Annotated in this window: 26 protein-coding genes; 25 read left to right on the top strand and 1 reads right to left on the bottom strand. The window is 73.0% G+C overall.

Features of this window, described 5'->3' with window-relative positions:
* The first annotated feature begins 582 nt into the window (after nt 1-582).
* The 25 genes from ABT245_RS43965 (at nt 583) to ABT245_RS43845 (ending at nt 21,573) form a co-directional block, all read left to right on the top strand.
* Nucleotides 583-1,389, top strand: coding sequence for a 2-amino-3,7-dideoxy-D-threo-hept-6-ulosonate synthase (locus ABT245_RS43965; RefSeq protein WP_351746239.1), 807 nt, complete (start codon nt 583-585; stop codon nt 1,387-1,389).
* Between the two features lie 51 nt (nt 1,390-1,440).
* The gene (locus tag ABT245_RS43960) at nt 1,441-1,719 is read left to right on the top strand and encodes an acyl carrier protein (protein WP_351746236.1); all 279 of its coding nucleotides are present in this window, start codon (nt 1,441-1,443) and stop codon (nt 1,717-1,719) included.
* Nucleotides 1,716-1,985 (top strand): hypothetical protein, encoded by a 270-nt coding sequence (locus ABT245_RS43955; RefSeq protein WP_351746234.1) that lies wholly within the window; start codon nt 1,716-1,718, stop codon nt 1,983-1,985. The genes ABT245_RS43960 and ABT245_RS43955 overlap by 4 nt, the downstream gene beginning before the upstream one ends.
* Nucleotides 1,975-3,165, top strand: a complete 1,191-nt coding sequence (locus tag ABT245_RS43950) for a beta-ketoacyl-[acyl-carrier-protein] synthase family protein (RefSeq protein WP_351746231.1) — start codon at nt 1,975-1,977, stop codon at nt 3,163-3,165. The genes ABT245_RS43955 and ABT245_RS43950 overlap by 11 nt, the downstream gene beginning before the upstream one ends.
* Complete coding sequence (locus tag ABT245_RS43945; protein WP_351746228.1) at nt 3,162-4,040, top strand: beta-ketoacyl-[acyl-carrier-protein] synthase family protein; 879 nt, start codon at nt 3,162-3,164, stop codon at nt 4,038-4,040. Before ABT245_RS43950 ends, ABT245_RS43945 begins: the two co-directional genes overlap by 4 nt.
* Nucleotides 4,037-4,462, top strand: a complete 426-nt coding sequence (locus ABT245_RS43940) for a PaaI family thioesterase (protein ID WP_351746225.1) — start codon at nt 4,037-4,039, stop codon at nt 4,460-4,462. Before ABT245_RS43945 ends, ABT245_RS43940 begins: the two co-directional genes overlap by 4 nt.
* Complete coding sequence (locus ABT245_RS43935; protein ID WP_351746222.1) at nt 4,453-5,475, top strand: beta-ketoacyl-ACP synthase III; 1,023 nt, start codon at nt 4,453-4,455, stop codon at nt 5,473-5,475. The genes ABT245_RS43940 and ABT245_RS43935 overlap by 10 nt, the downstream gene beginning before the upstream one ends.
* Before the next feature lie 37 nt (nt 5,476-5,512).
* Complete coding sequence (locus ABT245_RS43930; protein ID WP_351746219.1) at nt 5,513-5,743, top strand: acyl carrier protein; 231 nt, start codon at nt 5,513-5,515, stop codon at nt 5,741-5,743.
* The gene (locus ABT245_RS43925; RefSeq protein ID WP_351746217.1) at nt 5,743-6,300 is read left to right on the top strand and encodes a flavin reductase family protein; all 558 of its coding nucleotides are present in this window, start codon (nt 5,743-5,745) and stop codon (nt 6,298-6,300) included. The genes ABT245_RS43930 and ABT245_RS43925 overlap by 1 nt, the downstream gene beginning before the upstream one ends.
* An 86-nt stretch (nt 6,301-6,386) precedes the next feature.
* The gene (locus tag ABT245_RS43920; RefSeq protein ID WP_351746214.1) at nt 6,387-7,436 is read left to right on the top strand and encodes a 3-oxoacyl-ACP synthase III family protein; all 1,050 of its coding nucleotides are present in this window, start codon (nt 6,387-6,389) and stop codon (nt 7,434-7,436) included.
* A 78-nt stretch (nt 7,437-7,514) separates the two neighbouring features.
* Nucleotides 7,515-8,012, top strand: coding sequence for a hotdog fold thioesterase (locus tag ABT245_RS43915; RefSeq protein ID WP_351746212.1), 498 nt, complete (start codon nt 7,515-7,517; stop codon nt 8,010-8,012).
* Nucleotides 8,013-8,018: 6 nt separating this feature from the next.
* Nucleotides 8,019-8,939, top strand: a complete 921-nt coding sequence (locus ABT245_RS43910) for an arylamine N-acetyltransferase family protein (protein ID WP_351746209.1) — start codon at nt 8,019-8,021, stop codon at nt 8,937-8,939.
* On the top strand, nt 8,936-9,820 hold the full coding sequence (locus ABT245_RS43905; RefSeq protein WP_351746206.1) for a 3-hydroxyacyl-CoA dehydrogenase family protein: 885 nt from the start codon (nt 8,936-8,938) through the stop codon (nt 9,818-9,820). The genes ABT245_RS43910 and ABT245_RS43905 overlap by 4 nt, the downstream gene beginning before the upstream one ends.
* A gap of 576 nt (nt 9,821-10,396) precedes the next feature.
* On the top strand, nt 10,397-11,515 hold the full coding sequence (locus tag ABT245_RS43900) for a 3-dehydroquinate synthase II family protein (RefSeq protein ID WP_351746204.1): 1,119 nt from the start codon (nt 10,397-10,399) through the stop codon (nt 11,513-11,515).
* Between the two features lie 62 nt (nt 11,516-11,577).
* Nucleotides 11,578-12,996, top strand: a complete 1,419-nt coding sequence (locus tag ABT245_RS43895; RefSeq protein ID WP_351746202.1) for a class I adenylate-forming enzyme family protein — start codon at nt 11,578-11,580, stop codon at nt 12,994-12,996.
* Nucleotides 12,993-13,451 carry an FAS1-like dehydratase domain-containing protein gene (locus ABT245_RS43890; RefSeq protein ID WP_351746199.1) on the top strand — a complete coding sequence of 153 codons (459 nt, stop codon included), beginning with the start codon at nt 12,993-12,995 and terminating at the stop codon, nt 13,449-13,451. Before ABT245_RS43895 ends, ABT245_RS43890 begins: the two co-directional genes overlap by 4 nt.
* Complete coding sequence (locus ABT245_RS43885; protein WP_351746196.1) at nt 13,448-13,939, top strand: MaoC/PaaZ C-terminal domain-containing protein; 492 nt, start codon at nt 13,448-13,450, stop codon at nt 13,937-13,939. The genes ABT245_RS43890 and ABT245_RS43885 overlap by 4 nt, the downstream gene beginning before the upstream one ends.
* 15 nt (nt 13,940-13,954) lie before the next feature.
* Nucleotides 13,955-14,659 carry a 3-oxoacyl-ACP reductase FabG gene (fabG, locus tag ABT245_RS43880; RefSeq protein ID WP_351746194.1) on the top strand — a complete coding sequence of 235 codons (705 nt, stop codon included), beginning with the start codon at nt 13,955-13,957 and terminating at the stop codon, nt 14,657-14,659.
* Complete coding sequence (locus ABT245_RS43875; protein ID WP_351746191.1) at nt 14,659-15,720, top strand: LLM class F420-dependent oxidoreductase; 1,062 nt, start codon at nt 14,659-14,661, stop codon at nt 15,718-15,720. The genes fabG and ABT245_RS43875 overlap by 1 nt, the downstream gene beginning before the upstream one ends.
* A 94-nt stretch (nt 15,721-15,814) precedes the next feature.
* The gene (locus tag ABT245_RS43870) at nt 15,815-15,949 is read left to right on the top strand and encodes a hypothetical protein (RefSeq protein ID WP_351746189.1); all 135 of its coding nucleotides are present in this window, start codon (nt 15,815-15,817) and stop codon (nt 15,947-15,949) included.
* 46 nt (nt 15,950-15,995) lie between these two features.
* Nucleotides 15,996-17,171: a cysteine desulfurase family protein gene (locus ABT245_RS43865; RefSeq protein ID WP_351746186.1), complete on the top strand. Its 1,176-nt coding sequence runs from the start codon at nt 15,996-15,998 to the stop codon at nt 17,169-17,171.
* 102 nt (nt 17,172-17,273) lie between these two features.
* On the top strand, nt 17,274-18,407 hold the full coding sequence (locus ABT245_RS43860) for an MFS transporter (RefSeq protein WP_502982319.1): 1,134 nt from the start codon (nt 17,274-17,276) through the stop codon (nt 18,405-18,407).
* Between the two features lie 76 nt (nt 18,408-18,483).
* Entirely contained in the window at nt 18,484-18,966 is a 483-nt protein-coding gene (locus tag ABT245_RS43855) for a DUF3574 domain-containing protein (RefSeq protein WP_351746182.1), read from the top strand.
* Between the two features lie 47 nt (nt 18,967-19,013).
* Nucleotides 19,014-19,547, top strand: coding sequence for a chloramphenicol phosphotransferase CPT (gene cpt, locus ABT245_RS43850; protein WP_351746179.1), 534 nt, complete (start codon nt 19,014-19,016; stop codon nt 19,545-19,547).
* 820 nt (nt 19,548-20,367) lie between these two features.
* Nucleotides 20,368-21,573, top strand: a complete 1,206-nt coding sequence (locus tag ABT245_RS43845) for a cytochrome P450 (RefSeq protein WP_351746176.1) — start codon at nt 20,368-20,370, stop codon at nt 21,571-21,573.
* Between the two features lie 288 nt (nt 21,574-21,861).
* Here ABT245_RS43845 and ABT245_RS43840 read toward each other — a convergent pair whose 3' ends face one another.
* Nucleotides 21,862-22,695 (bottom strand): DUF3152 domain-containing protein, encoded by an 834-nt coding sequence (locus tag ABT245_RS43840; protein ID WP_351746173.1) that lies wholly within the window; start codon nt 22,693-22,695, stop codon nt 21,862-21,864.
* Nucleotides 22,696-22,972 lie beyond the last annotated feature (277 nt).

Here is a 22,972-nt window from a genome sequence, read left to right as displayed (position 1 = left end):
GGGCGAACGCCAACTACTCGAACGCGCCGTCCCACCGCAGCACCCCACGCCGCCGTGCCCCGCTCCCATCCACGGCCCCCGCCGCCACCAGAGACCCGCCGCGCCGCCATGCCCACGGCGACCCACCCCATCCGCCGCGCCCGGCAACGCCCCCGCACTGTCCGACTGAAACCGACAGCCCCTCCGAACCAACCGCCCCGCGCGGTGACGCACACCCCACGCGTCACCGCGCACACCCCTGCCCACCGACCACCCGACACCGACAACCCGGCCGTCCCGCTACGCGGCCAGGGCGAACGCCAACTACTCGAACGCGCCGTCCCACCGCAGCACCCCACGCCGCCGTGCCCCGCTCCCATCCACGGCCCCCGCCGCCACCAGAGACGCGCCGCGCCGCCATGCCCACGGCGAGCCACCCCATCCGGCTGCCTGTCAGCTGCCCGTCCGGCCACCTCCGATGTCGTCACCGCGAGGCCCTGCCGGAGAGGCACCCCGATCGAGGATTCAGCCTGCGTCCCGCCGCGCACAGACTCGACTCACCACAGCAACCGACGCCCGCGCGGCGGACAGGAGTGAGCGGACATGGCCGCACCCTGCACCGGGACGGAGGTCCGTCTGGCCCGGCTGTCACGGCACCGGGACGGACGCTTCCTGTTCGTGCCCATGGACCACTCGGTGGCGGACGGACCGATCGTCTCCGCCGCCGGCTTCAACGACCTGGTGAGCGCCGTGGTGGCGGGCGGAGCGGACGCGATCGTGGTGCACAAGGGCCGCGCCCGCGCCATCGACCCCGCGCTGCTGCGCCACTGCTCGCTGATCGTGCATCTGAGCGCGAGCACCCCGCACTCCCCCGACGCCGACGCCAAGGTGCTGGTCGGCGCGGTGGAGGAGGCGGTACGGCTCGGCGCCGACGCCGTCAGCGTGCACGTCAACATGGGCTCCGACACCGAGGCCCGCCAACTCGCCGACCTGGGCACCGTGTCCCGGGCCTGCCAGGAGTGGGCCATGCCGCTGCTGGCCATGGTCTACCCGCGCGGCCCGCGGATCGCCGACCCGCACGACGCGGCGCTCCTCGCGCACGCGGTCAACCTGGCGGCGGACCTGGGCGCCACCCTCGTGAAGACCACCTGGCCGGTGCCGCTGACGGACCTCGCCGCCGTCGTCGGCAGCTGCCCCATCCCGGTCCTGGTCGCGGGCGGCGGCGACCAGGACGCCGACCTCACGGACTTCGCCACCGCCGCCATGGAGGCGGGCTGCGGCGGACTGGCCGTCGGCCGCCGGGTGTTCCTCAGTCCCGCCCCGACGGCCGCCCTCAAGGCCCTGGCGTCCGTGGTGCACGCCGATGTCCGGGTGGGAGCGCACCCGCGGCCCGTCGACGCCGCCGTCTGAAGCCCGTCCGCCGACGCAACCCGCCCGCCACCGCAGCAGAAGGAAGACACCATGCGCGACGAGATCCGGGAGTTCATCCTCACCACCATCCGTGAGGTGATCAACCTGCCCGTCCCCGACGACGTCACCGACGCCACACCGCTCGGTGAGACCGGCCTGGGACTGGAATCGCTGTCACGGCTGGAGCTGATGATCCAGCTCGAAGAGGCCTACGGCATCGAAGTGCCCGAGGCGGACGCCGACGCCCAGCTGAGCGCCACCCTCGGCGAACTGGTCGACGACGTACTCGCGTTGCGCGGCGGCGCGGTCGCCGACGGGGTGGGCCGGTGATCACGGACGAGTCCATCGGCCGACTGCTCCAGGACTGCGGGCTGCTGACCGCGGACACCTGGGACGACGACACCCCGTTCGTCCTCGACTCGCTCACCCTCGTCTGGCTCGTCCATCTCCTCGAAGAACAGCACGGCATCACCGTGGACTTCGAGGACGAGCAGAACGCGCTGGGGTCCTGCACCTCGGTGCGCGACCTGCGGCGGTTCCTCGCGGACCGGGCGGGCGAGCGGACCACACCTCCGGAGATCCTCCATGGCTCATGACGTCGCCATCACCGGCTTCGGGGTCCTGACCGCCTTCGGCTTCGGCGAACAGGCCCTGCTCGACGGGGTGTTCGCCGGCCGGTCCGGCTTCACCCCCGTCACCCGCTTCGACCCGACGCCCTACCGGGCCGGCCACGCGGCGACCTACGAGGGCGAGGGCCCCGAGATCCCCGGTGTGCCGGTCAAGCCCGGCGTGACCCCGGGCCAGTCCGAGGTGCTGCTCGCCTGCGCCGCCGCGGCCCTTGACATGGCCGGCACCGACGGCCGGGGCGCGCCCGTGCTGCTCGGCACCAACGGGGACCACTCGGCCGGCCCGGACTTCTGGGCGGCCGGCGGCGCGCACACCGCCACCGACCCCAGGACGCTGGACAGCGCCGCCGCCCGGCTGCCCCAGCTGCTGGGCGCCGAACTCGGCCTGGGAGAGCCGCGGTTGGCCTTCGTCAACGCCTGTGTCGCCGGCACCAACGCGCTGGCGCGGGGCGCCGCGCTGATCCGGCGTGGCATCGCGGACACCGTGCTGTGCGGCGGGGCCCATCTCGTGACCGAGGACGTCTTCGCGAAGTTCGACTCCGGCCGGGCGCTGTCCCCCGAGGACGCGGTGCGCCCCTTCGACGCCGGCCGTCAGGGGCTGCTGCACGGAGACGGGGTCGCCGTGCTGGTCCTGGAAGCCGCCGGGCGGGCCCGGGCCCGCGGCGCCGACGTCCTGGCCCGGCTCACCGGCTGGGGCATGTCCGCCGACGCCCATCACGTCATCCAGCCGCATCCGCGGGGTGACGGCCTGGCCAAGGCCGCACGGGCCGCCCTGCGCCGGGCGGGCGCGAGGCCGGAGCACATCGGTTACGTCAACGCCCATGGCACCGGCACACCGCTGAACGACGTGGCGGAGAGTGCCGCGCTGCACCAGGTCTTCGGCGCGGGCGCACGGTCCGTACCGGTCAGCTCCACCAAGAGCAGCACCGGGCACATGCTGGAGGCCACCGGTGCCGTGGAGGCGGTCATCACCCTGCTCGCCCTGCGCACGGGCCTGCTGCCCCCCACGATCGGCGGGCGCGAGCCCGACCCGGCCTGCGACCTGGACCAGGTGCGCGACACCGCACGCCCCGCCCGTATCACCCACGCGCTGTCCCTGAACGCCGCGTTCGGCGGGGTCAACGCGGCGCTCCTGCTGGAGCGGCCATGACCTCCCCGACCACGCACCCGGAAGGTGCCCGCGACGCCACGCCGGATCAGTGCCCCGCGCGGCCCCGCGCGCTGCTCGCGTCGGCCTGCCTCACCCCCTGGGGCGGTGCGGCCACCGGGCTGCCCGGCGCGGCACCGGTCGAACTGCCCAAGGTCATCGGTTTCGTGACGTCCCGGTTCAGCCCGCTCGTGCACGCGGTCGCCACCGACTGCCTCGGGGCGCCAGGCTCGGACCGGGACCGGATCGGCGCGGCGGGCTCCCGCACCGGGATCGTGCTGGCCACCATGTTCGGGGACACGGTGACCCTGGACACGGCGACCCGGCGCCTGACCGAGGGCCAGGTGCACAGCCCGCTGCTGTTCTTCCAGTCCGTCACCACCTCCGTCCTCGGCCACCTGGGCAGGCAGTACGGCATCACCGGACCCGTCACCTGCCTCTCCGTGGCCCGGCACGGCGTCGCCGAGGCCCTGTTCAGCGCGGACCTGATGCTGGACGAGGACGAGGTCGACCGGGTGCTGGTGATCGGGGTGGAACTCGCCGCCAACGAGCGCGCCACCTGGGTGCACCGGCGGGCGTCCGGTCCCGAGGGCCTGGCCGCGCTGCCGGACGGCGACTGCGCGGCGGCGCTGCTGCTGGCCCGCGAGCCGGACCCGGACGGGGCGCCGACGCCGCTTGTCGCCGCCGACGGCACCACGGCCGCCGGCCCACCGCAGGAGGACGTCCGGTATCGCCGCTTCGGCTGGCTGGCGTCCCTGGTCGCGGCCTCGGAGGCCGTTCGCCCGGCGCCCGGCGCCGCATCCGCGCCGACACCGGTGCGGGTGCCGGGACCGTACGGATACGTCGTCGGACCGGCCCTGTCGGGGAGTGCGGCATGACGGCCGCAGGCCCGGCGCAGGACACCCTGGCGGACCGGATGGGCATCGAGATCCTGGACGAGGACCCGCAACGCCTGGTCGCGCGGATGCCGCTGGCCGGGAACCGGCAGATGTACGGCTTCCTGCACGGCGGGGCGAGCGCCGCCTTCGCCCAGGCCCTCGCCGCGCACGCCGCGGCCCTGCGGGCCGGTCCCGGCGGCCGGGTCACCGGTCAGGAACTGTCGTGCACGCACCACCGGGCGGCCCGCGGTGACGGCTGGGTCCTCGGTGTGTGCACCCCGCTGTTCCTCGGCGACACGCTCGCCACCTACGACGTCGCCGTGCACGACGAGCGGGACCGCCGGGTCGCCTCCGCCCGGCTCACCTGCCTGCTGCACCGCGCGGCCCCGACACCGAAAGGAGAGACGAGCGCATGCCCATGAGCCCGCCCACGGACGAGCGGACCGCGGTGGTGAGCGGCGTCGGAGGATGGGTGCCTCCGCACGTGGTCACCAACGACGATCTGTCGGCCCATCTCGACACCTCCGACGAATGGATCCGCACCCGCACCGGCATCCGCACCCGCCACCGGGTCCTGCCCGGCATGGCCACCTCCGACCTCGCGGTCGAGGCGGGCCGGCGGGCACTGGAGAACTCCGGGGAACCCCGGGCCGGTGCGGTCGTGCTGGCCACCACCACACCCGACCGGATCTGCCCGGCCACCGCGCCGGACGTGGCCGCCCGGCTGGGACTCACCGGCGTCCCCGCCTTCGACATCTCCGCGGTGTGCACCGGCTTTCTGTACGGCCTCGCGACGGCGGCGGGACTGCTCGCCGCCGGCATCACCGACCGTGTCCTGCTGATCGGCGCGGACGCGTTCACCACGATCGTCGACCCCCTGGACCGCTCCACCGCGGTCATCTTCGCGGACGGGGCGGGGGCCGTCGTACTGCGCGCGGGACACCCGGAGGAGCCCGGCGCGCTCGGGCCGATCGTCCTCGGCACGGACGGGGAGCTGAGCCACCTCATCCAGGTGCCCGCCGGCGGGTCGCGGCAGCGTTCCTCGCTGCGGCCGCAGGCACCCGGTGAGCAGTTCTTCCAGATGGAGGGCCGGGACACCTTCCGGCACGCCGTCGACCGGATGAGCACCGCCTCCCGGGATGCCGTACGGGCCGCGGGCTGGACGGTGGCCGACCTCGACCGGTTCGCGGCGCACCAGGCCAACTCCCGGATCCTGACGGCCGTCGCGGACCGGCTCGGCATCCCCGCCGAGCACCAGTTGTCCAATATCGCCGCCGTCGGCAACACCGGGGCCGCGTCGATCCCGCTGCTGCTGGCCCAGTCCCACGCGGACGGCCGGCTCGCCGCCGGTCACCGCACCCTGCTCACGGCGTTCGGGGGCGGCCTCGCCTGGGGGGCAACCACCCTCATCTGGCCCAAGCTGCCCGGCAGTTGAGGCACTTCCACCTCGTCACAAGGAGACGGACCCGACCATGTTCACCGCACTGCAGACGATTCTCACCGGGAAGCTGAAGGTCTCCCCGGACAAGGTCACTCCCGAGGCGACCCTCCAGGACCTGGGGCTCGACTCGCTCTCCGTGGTCGAACTCTCCATCATCGTGGAGAACGACCTGGGCGTGAAGATCAGCGACGACGAGCTGCTGGACGCTCCGACGATCGGTGCCATGGCGGAACTGATCGGCGAGCGCAGCGCCCCGGTGTGATGGCCGCGCCGACGAGCGAGAAGGGCCAGGTCACGGGCGGCCGGACCACGGCGCCGAGCGGCAGGGTCTTCCGGCGGGCCATGGGCCGCTTCCCCACCGGGGTGGCCGTCGTGACGCAGGGCTGCGGGACACGGACCCGGGCGGTGACGGTCAACTCGATCACGTCCGTCTCCCTGGAACCCATGCTGCTGTCGCTGTGCCTGGGGCAGGACAGCTCGATTCTCGACAGCGCCCTGACGGCACGGCACTTCACGGTCAACCTGCTGACCGCCGGCCAGCGCGAGCAGTCGGTGCGCTTCGCCGACCACGACCGGCCGACCGGGCTGGCGGCACAGTCGTACCTCGGCGGGCGGCGGGGCACCACCGGCTCCCTCGTGATCGACGGGGCGCTGGCCGCGCTGGAGTGCGTGCTCACGACGACCGTCCCCGCGGGCGACCACGTGATGCTCATCGGCCGTGTGGTCGCCCTCCACCAGGGGCCGCCCGATGCCGAACCCCTGGTGTTCTACGGCGGTTCCTACCGCCAGCTCACCGCGGCGGAGCCCGGCTCGCCCTGACCCCCGCCCCGCCCTTACCCCGACCGGCCACGGTCCGCCGCCCGCCGAAAAGCACGTCCGCCCCGCGACACCGAGGAGCCAACGCCATGTCCAACCTTCGTGCCAGCACCGAGACACAGCCGCTCGGCGTGGGCATCAGGGCCATCGGCCAGTATCTGCCGGAGAAGGTCGTCACCAACGCCGACCTGGAAGAGATGATCGACACCAACGCCGCCTGGATCACGGAGAAGATCGGCATCCAGGAACGCCGGTTCGCCGCGCAGGAGGAGACGACCGCCTCCATGGGGGCCGGCGCGTTGCTCGACGCGTGCCGGCGCGCCGACGTCGACCCGGACTCCATCGACCTCGTCATCTGCGGGACGGTGACACCCGATCTCATGGCACCGGCCACGGCCGTCGCCGTCATGCGGCGCGCGGGGCTGTCGGAGGCGGTGGCCTTCGACGTCAACAGCGGCGGCTGCGCCGGTTCCGTCTTCGCCCTGGACGTGGCCGTGAAGTACGTGCGCTCCGGCGCCTACCGGCGGGTCGCGGTCGTGCTCGCCGACACCGTGACCAAGCTGCTCGACCCGACCGACCGGATGACCGCGGTGATCTTCGGTGACGCGGCGGCCTGCTATCTCGTCGAACCCACGGTGCCGGACAGCGGCATCGGCACGGTCGTGCTGCGCACCGACCCGGGCGGCTACCACTCCGCCCTCGTCTCCCGCGATCCGGTCGTCGACGCCGAGGGACGGCGGGTGCACTCCTCCTTCGGGCAGAACTTCATCCGCATCGTCGGCCGGGACATCCGCAACTTCGCCCTGGAGAACATCCCCGGGTTCGTCCGCAAGCTGGCGCAGGAGGAGAACCTCACCCCGGAGGACCTGGACCTGATCGTGCTCCACCAGGCCAACCGGCGCATCATCGAAGGGATCATGGACGGGCTGCAACTGCCGCACGACAAGACCGTGATCAACGTCGACCGCTTCGGGAACACCTCGGCCGCCGGGTCCGTGCTCGCCCTGCGCGAGGCGGTGGACACCGGCCGGATCACCGCGGGCGACCGGGTGGTGCTGGTCTCCTTCGGCGCGGGTCTCAGTGTGGGCGGCGCGCTCATCCGCTGGAGCGACCCGCGGGATTTCCTGGCCGCGCCCTGACCATGCCGGCGACCACCCCGTAGCCCACCCCGTCGACCACCCCGTCGATCCGCAGGGCGACCGCGATGAGGAGCGGCGTTGGACACCACGAGCACAGCCCACGGCACGAACGACCGGCCCCCCGGTCCTACGACGCGGCCGGCACCGGCCGGGCCGCCGATCCGGTTCGGCTCCGTCGACCCCAGTGAACTGGTCACCACCCGCCTCGGCGTGCGGATCACACAATGGTCCGCGGGCCGGCTCGTCGGCACGCTGCCGGTCGCGGGCAACCGCGACCGGTACGGCCGGCTCGACAGCGCGGCGCACGCCGTCCTGGCCGAGACCCTGGGGTCGGTCGCCGCCGCGCTCGATCTCGGGCCGGGCGGCATCGTCCTCGGCCAGGAGCTGTCCTTGACCCACCACGAGGACGTCCGCGACGGCACCGTCACCGGTGTCTGCGTCCCCGTGCACCGCGGTGACAGCGCCGCCACCTACGAGATCTCCATCACCGACGCGGGGACTCGACGCCTGTGCACCGCCCGGCTGACCTGCCGGCTCCGCCGGGCTCCGCACCCCTCCGTCCACAGGAAGGCCTGAGCCACCATGCTGTCTGCCCGGCCACCACGGGACCCGTACTGGGACCGGATCGGCTATCGCGGCCCGTTGGAGCCGACCTTGGACGTGCTGCGGGAGATCTGCCGCAAGCACGTTCTCGAAGTGCCCTTCGAAGCGCTGGAGGGCCCGGAGGGCCGCCGCCCGGTCATCGACCGGACCGGGGTCTACGACAAGATCGTCACCCGGCGCGGCGGCGGGTTCTGCCTCCAGGCGAACGGACTGCTGTCCGATCTGCTGCGCGAGATCGGCTTCGACGTGACGGTCCTGGCCGCGCACATCTGGCTGCCGCACCGGGAGTACTTCAGCAAGGGCGGCGACCACCTCATCCTCATGGTCCGGATCGAGGGGACCGAGTGGCTGGTGGACGCGAGCTACACCCATCTCGTCTACGTGAAGCCCATCGAGTTCGTCCCGGGCGAGCAGCACCAGGACGGATGGGCGTACCGCATCGGGTCCGAGGACGGCTGGTACGTGGTGTACCGGCGCGGTGAGCGCGAGTGGCTGCCGCTGTACCGGTTCGTGCCCGAGCCGCTCAGCGTGGCGCACTTCCAGGAGGCCGTCGCCTTCCATCTGGACGGGGAGACCGTCTCGGAGACCACCCGGACCCTGATGTGCTCGCGCGGCATCCGCGGCGGCAAGGTCTCCCTCGTCAACAACGTCCTGACCGTCGCCGAGCGCGGCACCGTGACCACCCGGCTGGTACGGGATCCCGAGGACTGCGCGCGGGTCATGGCACGCATCTTCCGCGGACACCGCGACCTCGCCGAACGGGGGCTGCGTATCTGGCGGCGGTTGCAGCAGCACCAGGAGCCGGACGGCCCGGAACCGGGCGCGCCGCCGGCACCGCCGCCCGTACCGCACCCGGGCGCGGTACGCGGCCCCGTCCGAGCCACCGGGGTCAGCCGATGAGAGAGGACAGCACGTCACCCGTGGCCGTCGTCGGGGCCGGCGTGATGGGTGCCGGTATCGCCCAGGTCGTCGCGGCGGCCGGACATCACGTGGTGCTCTACAGCCGTGGCGCGCAGACCCTCGACCGGGCCCGGGAGACCATCCGGGCCTCCCTGGTCCGGGCCGGCGCACGGTCGGGACACCCGGCCGAGGAGGCGGAGGAGATACTGGCCCGCATCCGGCCGACCACCGATCTGGAGCGGGTCGCCGTCTGCCCGGTCGCCATCGAGTCGGTCGCCGAGGACCTGGGTCTCAAACAGCGGATCTTCGCCGAACTCGACCGGCTGTGCCCCCCGAACGCCCTGCTGGCGACCAACACCTCCGGCATCCCGGTCTCCGACATCGCCCGGGCCACCCGGCGGCCGGGCGACGTCGTCGGCATGCACTTCTTCTCCCCCGTCCCGAGGATGCGGCTGTGCGAGATCGTGCGTGGCCGGGACACCACCGACCGGACCGTGCGGGCGGCGCGCGCGTTCGCGGAGGCGGTCGGCAAGGAGTGCGTGGTGGTGGAGCGGGACCTGCCCGGCTTTGTGACCACCCGTCTGATCATCGCGTATGTGCTGGAGGCGGTCCGGCTGGTGGAGGCCGGCATCTGCGACGCCGCCGACGTCGACCGGGCCTGCCGGCTCGCCTTCGGACACGCCATGGGGCCCCTGGCCACCGCCGACCAGGCCGGGCTCGATGTGCTGTGCGAGGTGGCCGTGGGCCTGGAGAAGGAGTACCGCCATCCGGTCTTCGCCACCCCCGCCCTGCTGCACCGGCTGGTGGCAGACGGCCACCACGGCCGCAAAACCGGCCAGGGCTTCCACCACTGGAACAACACCACACCTACGCAACCCTGACCACCCCACGGAACACCACCCCGTCCCGGCAACCTGCCCACCCGCACGGACACCACCGCGTCCCCGCGACCCTGCCCACCCCCTGGGACACCACCGCGTCCCGGCAACCTGCCCACCCGCTGGAACAACACCACACCGACGCAACCCTGATCACCCCCTGGGACAGCACCACGTCCCGGCGACCCTGAACACCCGCAGGGACGCCACCGCACCCCGCACCCCTGACCACCCACCCGGACCCACACGATCCGGCCCAGCGCCACCCACCGCCCGACAACCCCCACCCACCGCACAACGGCAACCCCCTGGAACAACACCACACCCCCTGCACCCCTGACCACCGCCTGGAACGACACCACGTCCCCGCAACCCCGACCACCCCCTACGACGCCACCGCACCCCGCACCCCTGACCACCCGCCCGGACCCACACGATGCGGCCCGGCGCTGCCGTCGTCCGGCAGCCGTCGCCCGCCGCGCGGTGGCGGCCCGCTCGGGTCCCGCCGCGCCGCGAGCGGGCCCGCCCCGTCCGGAACCGTCCCATCCCGCCACGGCTCCACCTACCGAAGGGTTTCCCGTGAAGTTCGCCTGGACCGACCTCCGTTCCGTGCCCGACGAGCTGCGCCCCGGCATCGTCGACGCCGCCGTACACGCCCGCCTCGAAGGAGTGCTCGACGACCGCCTCGACGTCCTGCGGACGCTGCCCCCGACCGTCGCCAAGGTACTGCTGCCGCGTCCGGACGCCCCGCTGCCCGCCGAGGCCGCCGAGGCCGCGGACATCGTGCTCACCCCCATCGCCACGGCGGCCGAACTCGACAAGCTCACTCTGCAGAGCGAGGACGAGAGGGCGCGCACCGGCGCCTTCGTCGAGGTCGTCGACGACGCCACCCTCAAGGTCGCCTGCGCGGCGGCCCGGACGCTGTCCAACACGCTGGTGAAGTTCCGGGACCCGACGAAGATCCCGCTGGAGATCGTGATCGCCGCCGCGGACCGCAGCCCGGGCCGGCTGATCTGCGAGGCCGGCGACCTGGAGGAGGCGGGCATCATCGTCGACGTACTGGAGAAGGGCTCGGACGGCCTGCTGCTGGCACCGCGCGACGCCAACGATGTGTTCGGCCTGACCCGGCTGCTGCAACAGGACAGTCCCGACCTGGCGCTCAGCACCCTGACCGTGCAGTCGATCGAGCACAACGGCCTCGGCGACCGGGTGTGCGTCGACACCTGCTCACACTTCGGCCAGGACGAGGGCATCCTCGTGGGGTCCTACGCCCATGGTTTCATCCTCTGCGTCAGCGAGACCCACCCGCTGCCGTACATGCCCACGCGTCCCTTCCGGGTCAACGCCGGCGCCCTGCACTCCTATGTCCTCGGGGCGGACAACCGCACCAACTACCTGAGCGAACTCCAGGCGGGCAGCACCGTGTTGGGGGTCACCACGGAGGGTCGTACCCGGCGCATCGTGGTCGGGCGGGTGAAGCTCGAATCCCGGCCGATGCTCACCATCCGCGCGCTGTCGCAGTCCGGTGTCGAGGTGAGCCTGGCCGTCCAGGACGACTGGCACGTACGGGTGCTCGGGCCCGGCGCCGCGGTGCTCAACGTCACCGAACTGAAGCCCGGGGACCAGCTGCTCGGCCACATCGCCGACGACAAGCGTCATGTCGGCTGGCCCGTCGGCGAGTTCTGCATCGAGAAGTGACCGGCACCGGGCGGTGCGGCACGGCCGCACCGCTCCGGTCCCCTCTGCCAGGAAGGGTTGTGATGACTGTCGACGCGGACGCCTCGGCGTTCGAGCGCTGGCTCGTGTCGGTGCTCGCCGACGACACCAGGACCGAGGAGGTCTGGGGGCACGGCGAGCAGGAGGTGACGTTCGGCCGGATGAGACAGGAGACCGCACGCGTGCGCGGTGTGCTCGCCGCGCACGGCATCGGTCGCGGCAGCACGGTCGCCGTTCAACTGCTGCCCAGTTTCACCCTGTTGTGGACGCTGTTCGCGGCGTGGTCCGCGGGCGCCCAGGTCCTGCTCATGGACCCGCGGCTCACCGCGGCGGAGACCACCCGGCTGCTGGACCTGTGCGAGCCGCAGTTCCACCTCGCCGTGGACGGGCCGGTGCCGGCCCTGGTCACCTTCCGCGACGAGTGCGAGATCGTGGTGCTGACGCACCGTTCGGGCCGGTCGGCCGCCACCGGGCACCGCCTGGTGCAGTTCAGCTCCGGCTCGACCGGACTGCCCAAGGTCATCGGGCGCACCGGTGACTCGCTGCTCGCCGAACTCGACCGCTTCGGCCGGCTGCCGGACATGCCGCGGCGCGGGGAGAGACTGCTTCTGCTCAGCTCGGTGACGTACTCGTTCGGGCTGATCGGAGGGGTGCTGCACGCCCTGCGGGGCGGTGTCTGCCTGCACTTCAGCGGCAGTCCCCAGCCCCGCGATCTGCTGCGGGTCCTCGCGGAGCGGCGCATCGACGCCGTCTTCGGGGTACCGGTCCACTTCGATCTGCTCTCCCGGGTCGGCCGGCCCGGTGATCTGCCCGCGCTGCGGCTCGCGGTGTCCGGCGGTGAGACGCTGCCGGCCGAGGTGTTCCGCCGCTTCGAGGAGGTGCACGGCGTACGGATCGGGCAGGCGTACGGCATGACGGAGGCCGGCATCATCGCCACCGACCTCGCTGGCCGTCACGCTCCGCCCGCCGTGGGCCGTCCCGCCCCGGGGATGCGCACCGAGGTCGTCGGCGGCACGCTGCGGGTGTGGCTGCCGCAGGACCCGTATCTGCACGCGGACCGGGAGGGACGCTACCGGGAAGGCTGGCTGAACACACACGACCGGTGTCTGGCGCGGCCCGACGACGGTGTGCTGGAGATCCACGGGCGTGCCGACTCCACCGTGGTGATCGGCGGCCTCAACGTCGATCTGACGGAGGTCGAGTCGGTGGTCCTGCAGCATCCCGCGGTGACCGAGGCGGTGGTGGTGTACGGCGACGCCATCGAGGCGCATCTCGTCGCGGACGACTCCCTGACCCGGGGTGCGCTGCTGGACTGGTGCCGTGCCCGGCTCGGCCCGCACAAGGTGCCCAAGGCGCTGCACTTCGTCCGCAAACTGCCGCGCACCGCCAACGGGAAGCCCATCCGCAACCGTGAACTGCTGCACGCCGGCCGGGAGAAGGAACGCCAGGTGATCATACGGTGATCGATCCCTCGTACGCCGGTACCCGCTTGGCGTCCTTCGCGGCGGACGTGGAACGCGGACGGCTGCGGCAGTTCGCCTCGGCGGTGGGAGCGGACGACGACGTCTTCGTCGACGTCACGGCGGCCCGTGCGGCCGGTCATCCCGATCTGCCGGTGCCGCCCACCTTCCTGTTCGGACTGGAACTGGAGCACTCGCACGACGCGTTGGCCGGCCTGGGCGTGGAGCTGAGCAGGGTGCTGCACATCGAGCAGGGCTTCGTCTACCACGGCACCGCGCACGCCGGCGACCAGCTCGTCTTCGCGCCGGTCATCGTCTCGGTCCGCGCGCACCGCGGCGGCGCACTGCAACTGATCGCGAAGGAGACCGCCGTCAGCAGGGCGGACGGATCCGCGGTGGCCGATCTGCACCAGGTGCTCGCGGTGCGCCGCGAACCCGCCGCACGGGAGCCGGCATGAACGGGACCACGGCCGCTGCCGTCACCGTCGGCACCGAGCTGCCCGAACTGACCCCGCCGCCCGTGACCCGGGCGATGCTCGCCCTGTACGCGGGGGCGTCGGGCGACCACAATCCGATCCACATCGACTCCGACGCGGCGGTGGCCGCGGGACTCGACGACGTCATCGCCCACGGCATGCTGTCGATGGCGTTCCTCGGCCGGATGCTCACCGACTGGGTGCCCCTGACCCGTCTGGTGTCCTTCCGGGTCACGTTCCGCGCCCCCACACCGGTGCACGCGCGGCTGCGCTGCACCGCCCGGGTGACCGCCGTCGACACCCCGGCCGCCGGCACGGACGGGCCGGCGACGGCACGGCTCGAACTCGGCGTGCGGATCGAGGACGGGCCGGTGACCGTGCGCGGCGAGGCCGTCGTGCGGCTGGACGACGGCCCCCGCCCGGCCCCCGTGCCCCGCCCGGACGCTCGGCACCCACTGCCCGACTCGTGAGAAGGAGACTCGACGATGGCACGATCCGTGCTGATCACCGGAGGGAACCGGGGCATCGGCCTCGCCGTCGCCCAGGCGTTCGCGCGTCAGGGCGACCGGGTGGCCGTCACCCATCGGGGCTCGGGCGCACCGGCCGGCCTGCTGGGCGTCAAGTGCGACGTCACCGATCCCCCGCAGGTGGATGCCGCGTTCGCCGAGGCCGAGGCCGCCCACGGTCCCGTGGAGGTGCTGGTCTCCAACGCCGGTGTCACGGACGACGCGCTGCTGCTGCGCATGCCCGAGGAGCGGTTCACCCGGGTGCTGGACACCAACCTCACGGGTGCCTACCGGGTGTGCCGGCGTGCGGTGTCCGGCATGCTGCGCAGACGGTGGGGGCGCATCGTGCTGGTGTCGTCGGTGGCCGCGCTGTCGGGGACGACCGGTCAGGCCAACTACGCCGCCAGCAAGGCGGGCATGGTCGGCCTCGCCCGTTCCCTCGCCCGGGAACTCGGGGGCCGGGGCATCACGGTGAACGTGGTCGCGCCCGGTCTGGTCATGACGGACATGGCGCGGACGGTGTCGGCGGCCCGCCGGGCGGAGATGCTGGCGGGCGTACCGCTCGGACGGCATGCCGAACCGGACGACGTGGCGGGCCCGGTGCGCTGGCTCGCCTCCGACGAGGCCCGCTACATCACCGGGGCCGTGCTTCCCGTGGACGGCGGACTGGGGATGGGGCACTGATGAGGATCGCCATGGCCCTGCCGTACGCGGGTTCCGCCTTCCACAAGACCGCGGCACGGCTCGCCGACTACGAGCGGGCCGGCCTCGACCGGGTGACGGTGCGGGAGGCCTATGGGTGGGATGCCGTCAGCCAGTTAGGCTATCTGGCGGCGGTCACCGAGCGGATGGAGATCGCCTCGGGTGTCATCCCGCTGCCCACGCGCACCCCGACGCTGATCGCGATGACGGCCGCCGGACTCGACCATGTCTCCGGCGGCCGGTTCGTGCTCGGTCTCGGCGCGTCAGGACCCCAGGTCGTGGAGGGCTTCCACGGCGTTCCGTACGACGCTCCCGTGGCCCGGACCCGCGAGGTGGTCGCGATCTGCCGCGCCGTGTGGCGGCGTGAACTCCTGACGCACCGGGGCCCGCACTACCGCATTCCGCTGACCGCCGAGGACGGCGGATCCGGGCTGGGCAAGCCGCTGAAACTGATCGACGCGCCGGTGCGGGAGCGCATTCCGGTCTCGCTCGCCGCCATGGGCCCGCGCAACGTCGCCCTGGCCGCGGAGATCGCCGAGGGGTGGGAGCCGATCTGGTTCCATCCGGTGCAGGCCGACCATGTGTGGGGCGAAGCGCTCCGCGCCGGTCTCGGCCGACGCGATGCCGATCTGGGCCGGCTGGATGTCGTGGCGCCCGTGCACCTGGCGATCGGCAACGACGCGGACCGCCATCTCGACGCGGTCCGCGCCCATATCGCGCTGTACGCCGGCGGCATGGGGGCCAGGGGGCGCAACTTCTACAACGATCTGATGGCCCGGTACGGCTACGCGCGGGCCGCACGGCGCGTCCAGGAGCTGTACCTGGCGGGCCGGAAATCGGAGGCGGCGGCTGCCGTACCCGACGAACTGGCGCGCGCCGTGTCCCTGGTGGGCACCGAGAGCGAGGTCCGCGGACGGGTCCTGGCCTTCCGCGACGCCGGGGTCACCACCCTCAGCGTGGTCCCGGTGGCACCGGGCCACGCGGCCCGGCTGGCGGCACTCGAGCGGCTCCGCGCCATGGTGGGCCCCGCGGCCGCCTGGTGACCAGCGTGTCGCAGGGGGCGTTCGGCCAAAGCGCCCTGTTTCCTCTACGACATTCCCTGGACCGACGGAGGATGGACCGACGCAGAATGGATTCATGGAGGCCCGAACCACGGAGACCGGAATCACGGAGGCCGGAATCACGGAGACCGGATTCGTGGAGACCGGATTCGTGGAGGCCGGATTCGTGGAGGCCGAATTCGTGGAGGCCGAATTCGTGGAGGCCGAATGACGAAGATCACCCGGCCCGGTATGCCCGTCGCCGCCGCGGAGCGCACATGACCGGTGACGCCCTCCCGCCGCACCCCGCGCTGGCCGGCGGGCCGGTCTACCTGGACCACAACGCCACCACGCCCGTCGACCCCGGGGTCGCCGAGGCGATGGCGCCGTACCTGAGCGACTTCTTCGGCAACCCCTCCAGCGGCCATCCCTACGGCGCCGAGCCGCGCCGGGCGCTGGCCGAGGCGCGGGACCGGGTGGCCGCCCTGGTCGGGGCCCGGCCCCCCGAGATCGTCTTCACCTGCTCGGGCTCCGAAGCGAACCTGCTCGCCCTGCGCGGCGCGGTGCTGGCCTCCGGGCGCGCCCGGCCCCATGTGATCACCCAGGCGACCGAGCATCCGGCCGTGCTGGAGACGGCCCGGGCCCTGGAGCGGCTGCACGGCGCACGGGTGACGGTGCTGCCGGTCGACGGTGCCGGGCTGGTCGCCCCGGGCGCACTCGCCGCCGCCCTCACGAGGGAGACGGTGCTGGTGTCGGTGATGGCCGCCAACAACGAGACCGGCGCCCTCCAGCCCGTCGCCGAACTGGCCGGCCTCGCCCGCGCGCACGGCGCGCTGTTCCACTGTGACGCGGCCCAGGCCGCCGGGAAGCTCCCCCTCGATGTGCGGCTGCTGGGTGTCGATCTGCTGACCGTGGTCGGACACAAGATGTACGCGCCCAAGGCCACGGCCGCCCTCTACGTACGCGACGGGGTGCGCCTGGAGCCGGTGGTCTACGGCGGCGGCCAGGAGCACGGGCTGCGCGCCGGCACCGAGAACGTGGCCCTGGCCGTCGCGCTCGGCACCGCGGCGCGGCTCGCCGTCGATGAGCTGGCCGGCGGCCGGGCCGCCCGGATCGCTGCGCTGCGCGACGACCTCCAGCGGCGGCTGGCCGAGGGGCTGCCCGGCCGCGTCCATCTGAACGGCCCGGTCGTGGACCGGCTGCCGAACACGCTCAACGTCAGTGTCGACGGCGCCGTAGGGGTCGAACTCCTCGCCGCCTGCCCCGAGATCGCGGCCTCCACCGGTTCGGCCTGTCACAGCGGCCGGCACGAGCCGTCGCCCGTCCTGACGGCCATGGGCCTGCCCGCCGAGCGGGCGCTGGGGGCGCTGCGGCTCTCGCTGGGCCGTTGGAGCGGCGACAGGGACGTCGAGATCGCGGCGCCCGCCCTGATCCGAGCGGCCACCGCGCGCTGACCGCGCACGTCACAAGACGATCGCCGACTGGCCGAGGACGCCGAACGACCCGTGACACGGACCCCCGACGTCCGGGACCGGCTCGGCGCCTCCACGGCCGAGATGGGACTCGTGCTGTTCGGCCTCTCGGTCGGCTCCATGATCGGCATTCTCTGCTCCGGGCGGCTGGTCGCCCGTTACGGTTCCAGGCCCGTCATCGGCCTGGGCACCTGCCTGGTGATCGCCGGCACGGCCGTCATAGCGGCGGGCGGCTTCCTGTCCTCGGCCGGTGTCGTCGCCGCGGGGCTCTTCGCGTTCGGCGCGGGCATGGGATCAGGTGAGGTCGCGGTCAACATCGACGGCGCGGACGTCGAACGGATCACCGGGAGCACGGTGCTGCCGACGCTGCACGGTTTCTTCAGCCTCGGCACGGTCATCGGCGCGGTCGCGGGCATGGCCGCCACGGCGGTCCGGTTTCCCACCCACTGGCATCTGGCGGTTGTCACGCTGGTGTCCGCGGTGGCGTTCGGGTACGCCTTTCGTACCGTGCCCGCGGGCATCGGACGCAGCGATGTGTCATCGGCGCGTGCCGCGGGCCGCTCCTCCACCAGGCTGTGGCGGGAGTCCCGGCTGCTGCTGATCGGCCTCGTCGTCCTTGCCATGGCCCTGGCCGAGGGTGCGGCCGACGACTGGCTGCCGCTGCTGATGGTCGACGGACACGGGCTCGCCCCGGCGCTGGGCTCGCTCCTCTACGCCGGTTTCGCCGCGGCGATGACCCTGGGGCGTTTCGGCGGCGGCGTCTTCGTCGACCGTTTCGGCCGGGGCGCCGTGGTCCGGGCCAGCGCCCTGTCCGCGTCCCTGGGGCTCGTTCTGGTGATCTTCTCCGACAGTGCGGTGCTCGCCGGAACGGCCGTCCTGCTGTGGGGACTCGGCGCCTCGCTCGGGTTTCCGCTGACGCTGTCCGCGGCGGGCGACTCCGGCCCGGACCAGACGGCACGGGTGAGTCTCGTGGCGACCGTCGGATATATCGCGTTCCTCGTCGGGCCGCCCAGCCTCGGGTTCCTCGGGGACCGCTTCGGCCTGCGCACCGCCATGATCGCCGTGCTGGTCTGCGCCATCATGGCCGTCCTCATCGCCCCCGCCGTCAACACCCCGCGCGCCGCAGGGCCGGCGGGCTCGCCCCTGCCCGCGCCGCTCGACGCCGGCTCCCGCGCCGCGTCCGAACGGACGGGCCCGCAGGGCGGATCGGGCGGCTGAGCGGCATCTCGCACGGCCGGGGAGCAGCACGGACCCGTTTCGGCGAGGAGGTCCCCGGATCCAGGGAAGAATGCGCGTGGCACGCGACCCGTCCGGCCGCGCCCCCGTTGTCCCCGGCATGAAGATCCACACACGAGCCGGTCTGCTGCTGGGCTGCGGCCTCGCGGTGACCGGCGCGGCCCTGGCCCCCGTGGTCGTCGCCGACGCCGCGCCCGCCGCCCACCGGGACGCCTACATCGAGACCACGTTGTACTTCGGAACCGAACGGCCCGGCGGCGGCAACGCGGTGACCGAGGCGGAGTTCCAGCGGTTCCTCGACACCGAGGTCACCCCGCGCTTCCCGGACGGACTGACCGTGGACGAGGGCCGCGGCCAGTACCGGGACCGATACGGCGTGATCGAGAGGGAACGCTCCTACCGGGTGGTCGTCCTCTACCCGGCCGGTGCGGCACCGGCCGCCGGCGCACGGCTCGACAGCATTCGGGACCGGTACGAGCGGGTCTTCGGACAGGAGTCGGTCGGCCGCGTCGACGAGGCCGTGCGCGCCTGGTTCGACTGACCGTAAATCCGTTTCGAGGGATGCCCCCGCGCCCCTACTGTGGCGCGGTGACGACTCAGGTGATCGTGCTCAACGGGGGTTCCAGCTCGGGAAAGTCCGGGATCGTCCGGTGTCTTCAGGCGGTCCTGCCGGATCCGTGGCCGGCCCTCGGGACGGACACCCTCGTCGACGCGATGCCCGCGTCCCTGCAAGCCTCCGACGGCGGGATCGAGTTCGCCGCGGACGGAGGGGTGACGGTCGGGCCGGCGTTCCGCACGCTGGAAGCGGCATGGATCGAGGGGGTCGCCGCGATGGCCCGCGCGGGCGCCCGGGTCGTCGTCGACGAGGTCTTCCTCAGCGGCGCGGACTCACAGCGGCGCCGGCACAAGGCCCTGGGCGGGCTGCGGGTGCTGTGGGTCGGCGTCAGATGTGACGGTGCGGTCGCCGCGGGCCGTGAGGTCGCGCGGGGCGATCGGATCGCCGGCATGGCCGCCGCCCAGGCGGAGGTGGTCCACCGGGGCGTGGTCTACGACCTGGAGGTGGACACCACCCGCAGCGAGGCGATGGAGTGCGCGCGGACCATCGCCGTACACGTCACATGATCGACGGCCGGGCCGCCCTCCGATCGTGGCGGCCGGGGCACTCCTTCCAGGTGGTGGTGCGCCGGGAGGCGGCACCGCGGTGTGCGGGCGGGCGGCGCGGGCGCGCGGCCGATGCCCCTGGCCCCGCTGTGACCTGGCCGTGCGTGCGACGCGTGCGGTCGGGCGGCCCGCGCGCCGGCCGGGGGTGAGGGGGCCGCCGGGCCGTGCCGTCGCCGGCCGCGGCCCGGTTCCCCCGGTTGCGGGACAGCGGTCGGCGCACCGGGGCCAGGCCACCGCACCGCGCAGGTCGGGCGGCGTCATCGGGCCTGCCCGGGTACGTCGCCGGGGCAGGCGGAGGGGGTGGCGCTGCGCCGATCGGCCGTACCGGACGGTCGTGCCGTCGGGCGATGACGGCGGTTAGTCCATCGAGCCGAACGCATGGGTGCCGATCATGGGTTGGCACCGTCTGCCGTGCTTCCATCGCGCCAGGAGGCATTTGTCATGGCTGACGAGCGACAGCAGGATTCCCGGTCCCGACCACCCGTGTCCCGCCCCGGCCCGCCGGCCGGCGCGCCGGCCGCGGCCACCGGGGTGTCCGTCCAGCCGGTCGGCCGCACAAGCGTCACGCGGAGCGGTGATGATCGCCGATGAGGTCCGGGCCGTCTCCGTGACCCGCGGCGCGGCACAGTCCCACGCCGAAGGGGGCCGCCGCCCGGCCCAGGGCCGTCTGGGCGCTCCGTGCGCTGCCGGGCGTCCGGCGCGCCGCCGTCGGGCCCGCCGAGGGCCTCTGCCAGCCGTGGACACCCCCACGTCGTACCACTGCCCCGAGGAGAGCCATCCGATGACCGGGAACGATGAGACCATCACCTGCCCGTTCGACTTCAGTGACGCCCTGGATTTCGATCCCGTGCTCGCCGACCTGATGAGCCGCGACAAACCCGTGAAGATCCGGCTTCCGCACGGCGACGCCGACGCCTGGCTGATCACCGGCTTCGACTCCGTCAAGCAGGTGACCACGGACCACCGGTTCAGCCGGGCCGGCATCATCGGCCGCGACTACCCCCGGATGACGCCGGAGCCCATCGTCTCGCCCGAGTCGATCAATGTGATGGACCCGCCGCAGAGCAGCCGGGTACGGCACCTGGCCTCGCAGGCCTTCACCCAGCAGCATGTCGACGCGATGCGGCCCCGGATCGTCCGGCTCGCGGACCTCCTGCTGGACGACATGGAGCGGCAGGGGCCGCCGGCCGATCTGGTCCAGCACCTGTCCGACCCGCTGCCCCAGCAGACCGTCCTCGACCTGCTCGGCATCGAACGGGAGGAGTGGCCCGGCATCCAGAAGTCCCTGCACCGGCTGCTCGTCGTGGGCGAGGGCAACAAGGAGGCCGCCGCCAACGCCAAGGCCGAGCTGACGGCCTGCTTCGCCCAACTCGTCGAGCAGCGCCGGAAGTCGCCGGGCCCCGACATCATCAGCGCGATGGCCGCCGCCCGGGAAGGGCAGGAACAGCTCGACGACAGGGAACTGGCGGTCATGACCCTGGTGCTGGCGCTCAGCGGCCAGGACACGGCGACCTGCCAGATCAGCGACATCATGTTCCTGCTGCTCACCCGCCCCGAGCTGATGGAACACGTCAGGAACAACCCCGGGAAACTGACGGATGTGCTGCACGAGTTGCTCCGCTACATCCCGTTCCGCAAGGGTGTCGGGATTCCCCGGGTGGCGCTCGAGGACGTGGAACTGGACGGTGTGCTGATCCGCGCGGGCGACTTCGTCCATGTGTCGTATCTGACGGCCAACCGCGAGCCGGAGCGCTACCCGGATCCGCACGCCATCGATGTGGACCGGCCGGGCGCGCCCCATATGGCGTTCGGTTGGGGCGGCCACCGGTGTATCGCGATGCCGCTCGCCATGGCGGAGCTGGAAGTGGCCGTGGGGCGGCTCCTGGAGCGCTTCCCCGGACTGCGGCTGGCGGTGGCACCCCAGGAGGTGAAGTGGGACACGGCGACGATCCGCCGCTTCCCACTGGAACTACCGGTGGCCTGGTAGCGGCGCCCTCGGGCCCCGCGGGCGGGATGTCCCCCTCGTCGTAGGAGACCTCGAAGGCGAGCTTCGCGGGCCGTATGTCCACCGCGGTGGGCGTACCGGCGGTGCGGGACGGGTCGCCGGGCGGCGCGGCCTCGGCCGCCCCGCCCGGCAGCCCGCTCGGCACCAGGACCGCCGGGGCGAGGGCCGCCGCCCCGGCCGCACGTCCGGATCGTGCGCGTAGTTCACCGTGCACTCCTCAGGACGGGGGTGCGGACGGGCATCGGAAGGGCCGGCGGGGCCTCGCCGGGTTCAGGGGACGGACGGGCCGGTGATGAGGTGTCCCTCGGTGTCGTACGGCCAGACATTGGGGACGCAGCCGTGCATGCCCTTGATCTGCTGCATCATCGCGGGGGCCGGTCTGCCCCGGCCCGGGCAGGTGACGTGGCCGTGGCCGAGGAAGTGGCCCACCTCGTGGTTGATGATGAGGGCCCGGTAGGCGGTGACGTCGTGCGCGTAGACGGGGGTCGCCAGTTCCCAGCGTTTGAGGTTGACCATGACGTTGCGGTCGACGCTGCAGTTGACCTCGCCGCCGGTGTCGAGTCCGTACTGTCCGCAGATGTCGTCGACGGTTCCCGGTGTGGCGATCCGGACCACGAAGTCGGTGGGGCCGTCGGCGACCCGTCGGAACGCCGAGTGCCCGTCGGCCGTCCAGCCGCGCGGATCGCTGAGGACGCGCTCCACCTCCTCGGCGGCGTCGGCGGCGGACACTTCGATGCCGTTCTCCACCTCGACCCGGTAGCGCAGCGCCTTTCCCGTGCCGGCCTCGGCGCTCTCGCCGGGTGCGGTGACGAAGGTGCCCGGCCCCTTGAGGGGGATGCCGGCGCCGGAGCCGCGGTCGGCCACAGGATCCTCGGCGCGGGCGCTCGACGTCCCCGTGGCGCTCGGTGTGGGTGCGGACGGCCTGGCGGAACCGGGGGCCGGTGCGGTGCGCTCGGCGGGTGCGCCGGACGCGTCCGCCGCCGGGTGTTTCGCGTCGGACGCCGGCCATGCCACCACCGCACAGCCGGCGGCCGCGAGGGCGGCCAACGCGGCGAGGCCAGCGGCCAGATGCCGTTTCGGGTGCCGCTTCGCGCGCCTGCTCACGCGCCGCCTGTCGCTCCGCGCGACGGTGGGCGCCGGGCCGCTCCGGCGACGACGGGAGCCGGGCGAATTTCCTTGGTACGCAGTCACGATGGTTCACGGTGTGACCGCAATGTGATCGGCCTTGGCCCGATTCATAACGGATCGATAACAGCTGGTTTTGGGCGCGTCCATATGATCAACCGTTGACGTGCTCCCTGGCCTAAAGTCCAGGGATTCCGGCCTGGGTCGTCTGACTCTTCCGGTGGCTTCCTGCTTCACCGCGCTGTGCGGGCACGTG

This window comes from Streptomyces sp. NPDC001508 (genome assembly GCF_040298665.1).
Lineage (GTDB): Bacteria > Actinomycetota > Actinomycetes > Streptomycetales > Streptomycetaceae > Streptomyces.
Note: the sequence above shows the minus strand (reverse complement) of the source record. Positions and strands in the feature narration are given on the sequence as shown.

Excerpts from the sequence above, each read along its gene's own strand:
- ABT245_RS43965 (WP_351746239.1), top strand. The coding sequence starts at position 583 with ATGGCCGCACCCTGCACCGGGACGGAGGTCCGTCTGGCCCGGCTGTCA.
- ABT245_RS43960 (WP_351746236.1), top strand. The coding sequence starts at position 1,441 with ATGCGCGACGAGATCCGGGAGTTCATCCTCACCACCATCCGTGAGGTG.
- ABT245_RS43950 (WP_351746231.1), top strand. The coding sequence starts at position 1,975 with ATGGCTCATGACGTCGCCATCACCGGCTTCGGGGTCCTGACCGCCTTC.
- ABT245_RS43945 (WP_351746228.1), top strand. The coding sequence starts at position 3,162 with ATGACCTCCCCGACCACGCACCCGGAAGGTGCCCGCGACGCCACGCCG.
- ABT245_RS43940 (WP_351746225.1), top strand. The coding sequence starts at position 4,037 with ATGACGGCCGCAGGCCCGGCGCAGGACACCCTGGCGGACCGGATGGGC.
- ABT245_RS43935 (WP_351746222.1), top strand. The coding sequence starts at position 4,453 with ATGCCCATGAGCCCGCCCACGGACGAGCGGACCGCGGTGGTGAGCGGC.
- ABT245_RS43930 (WP_351746219.1), top strand. The coding sequence starts at position 5,513 with ATGTTCACCGCACTGCAGACGATTCTCACCGGGAAGCTGAAGGTCTCC.
- ABT245_RS43925 (WP_351746217.1), top strand. The coding sequence starts at position 5,743 with ATGGCCGCGCCGACGAGCGAGAAGGGCCAGGTCACGGGCGGCCGGACC.
- ABT245_RS43920 (WP_351746214.1), top strand. The coding sequence starts at position 6,387 with ATGTCCAACCTTCGTGCCAGCACCGAGACACAGCCGCTCGGCGTGGGC.
- ABT245_RS43910 (WP_351746209.1), top strand. The coding sequence starts at position 8,019 with ATGCTGTCTGCCCGGCCACCACGGGACCCGTACTGGGACCGGATCGGC.
- ABT245_RS43905 (WP_351746206.1), top strand. The coding sequence starts at position 8,936 with ATGAGAGAGGACAGCACGTCACCCGTGGCCGTCGTCGGGGCCGGCGTG.
- ABT245_RS43895 (WP_351746202.1), top strand. The coding sequence starts at position 11,578 with ATGACTGTCGACGCGGACGCCTCGGCGTTCGAGCGCTGGCTCGTGTCG.
- ABT245_RS43885 (WP_351746196.1), top strand. The coding sequence starts at position 13,448 with ATGAACGGGACCACGGCCGCTGCCGTCACCGTCGGCACCGAGCTGCCC.
- fabG (WP_351746194.1), top strand. The coding sequence starts at position 13,955 with ATGGCACGATCCGTGCTGATCACCGGAGGGAACCGGGGCATCGGCCTC.
- ABT245_RS43875 (WP_351746191.1), top strand. The coding sequence starts at position 14,659 with ATGAGGATCGCCATGGCCCTGCCGTACGCGGGTTCCGCCTTCCACAAG.
- ABT245_RS43870 (WP_351746189.1), top strand. The coding sequence starts at position 15,815 with ATGGAGGCCCGAACCACGGAGACCGGAATCACGGAGGCCGGAATCACG.
- ABT245_RS43865 (WP_351746186.1), top strand. The coding sequence starts at position 15,996 with ATGACCGGTGACGCCCTCCCGCCGCACCCCGCGCTGGCCGGCGGGCCG.
- ABT245_RS43860 (WP_502982319.1), top strand. The coding sequence starts at position 17,274 with ATGGGACTCGTGCTGTTCGGCCTCTCGGTCGGCTCCATGATCGGCATT.
- ABT245_RS43845 (WP_351746176.1), top strand. The coding sequence starts at position 20,368 with ATGACCGGGAACGATGAGACCATCACCTGCCCGTTCGACTTCAGTGAC.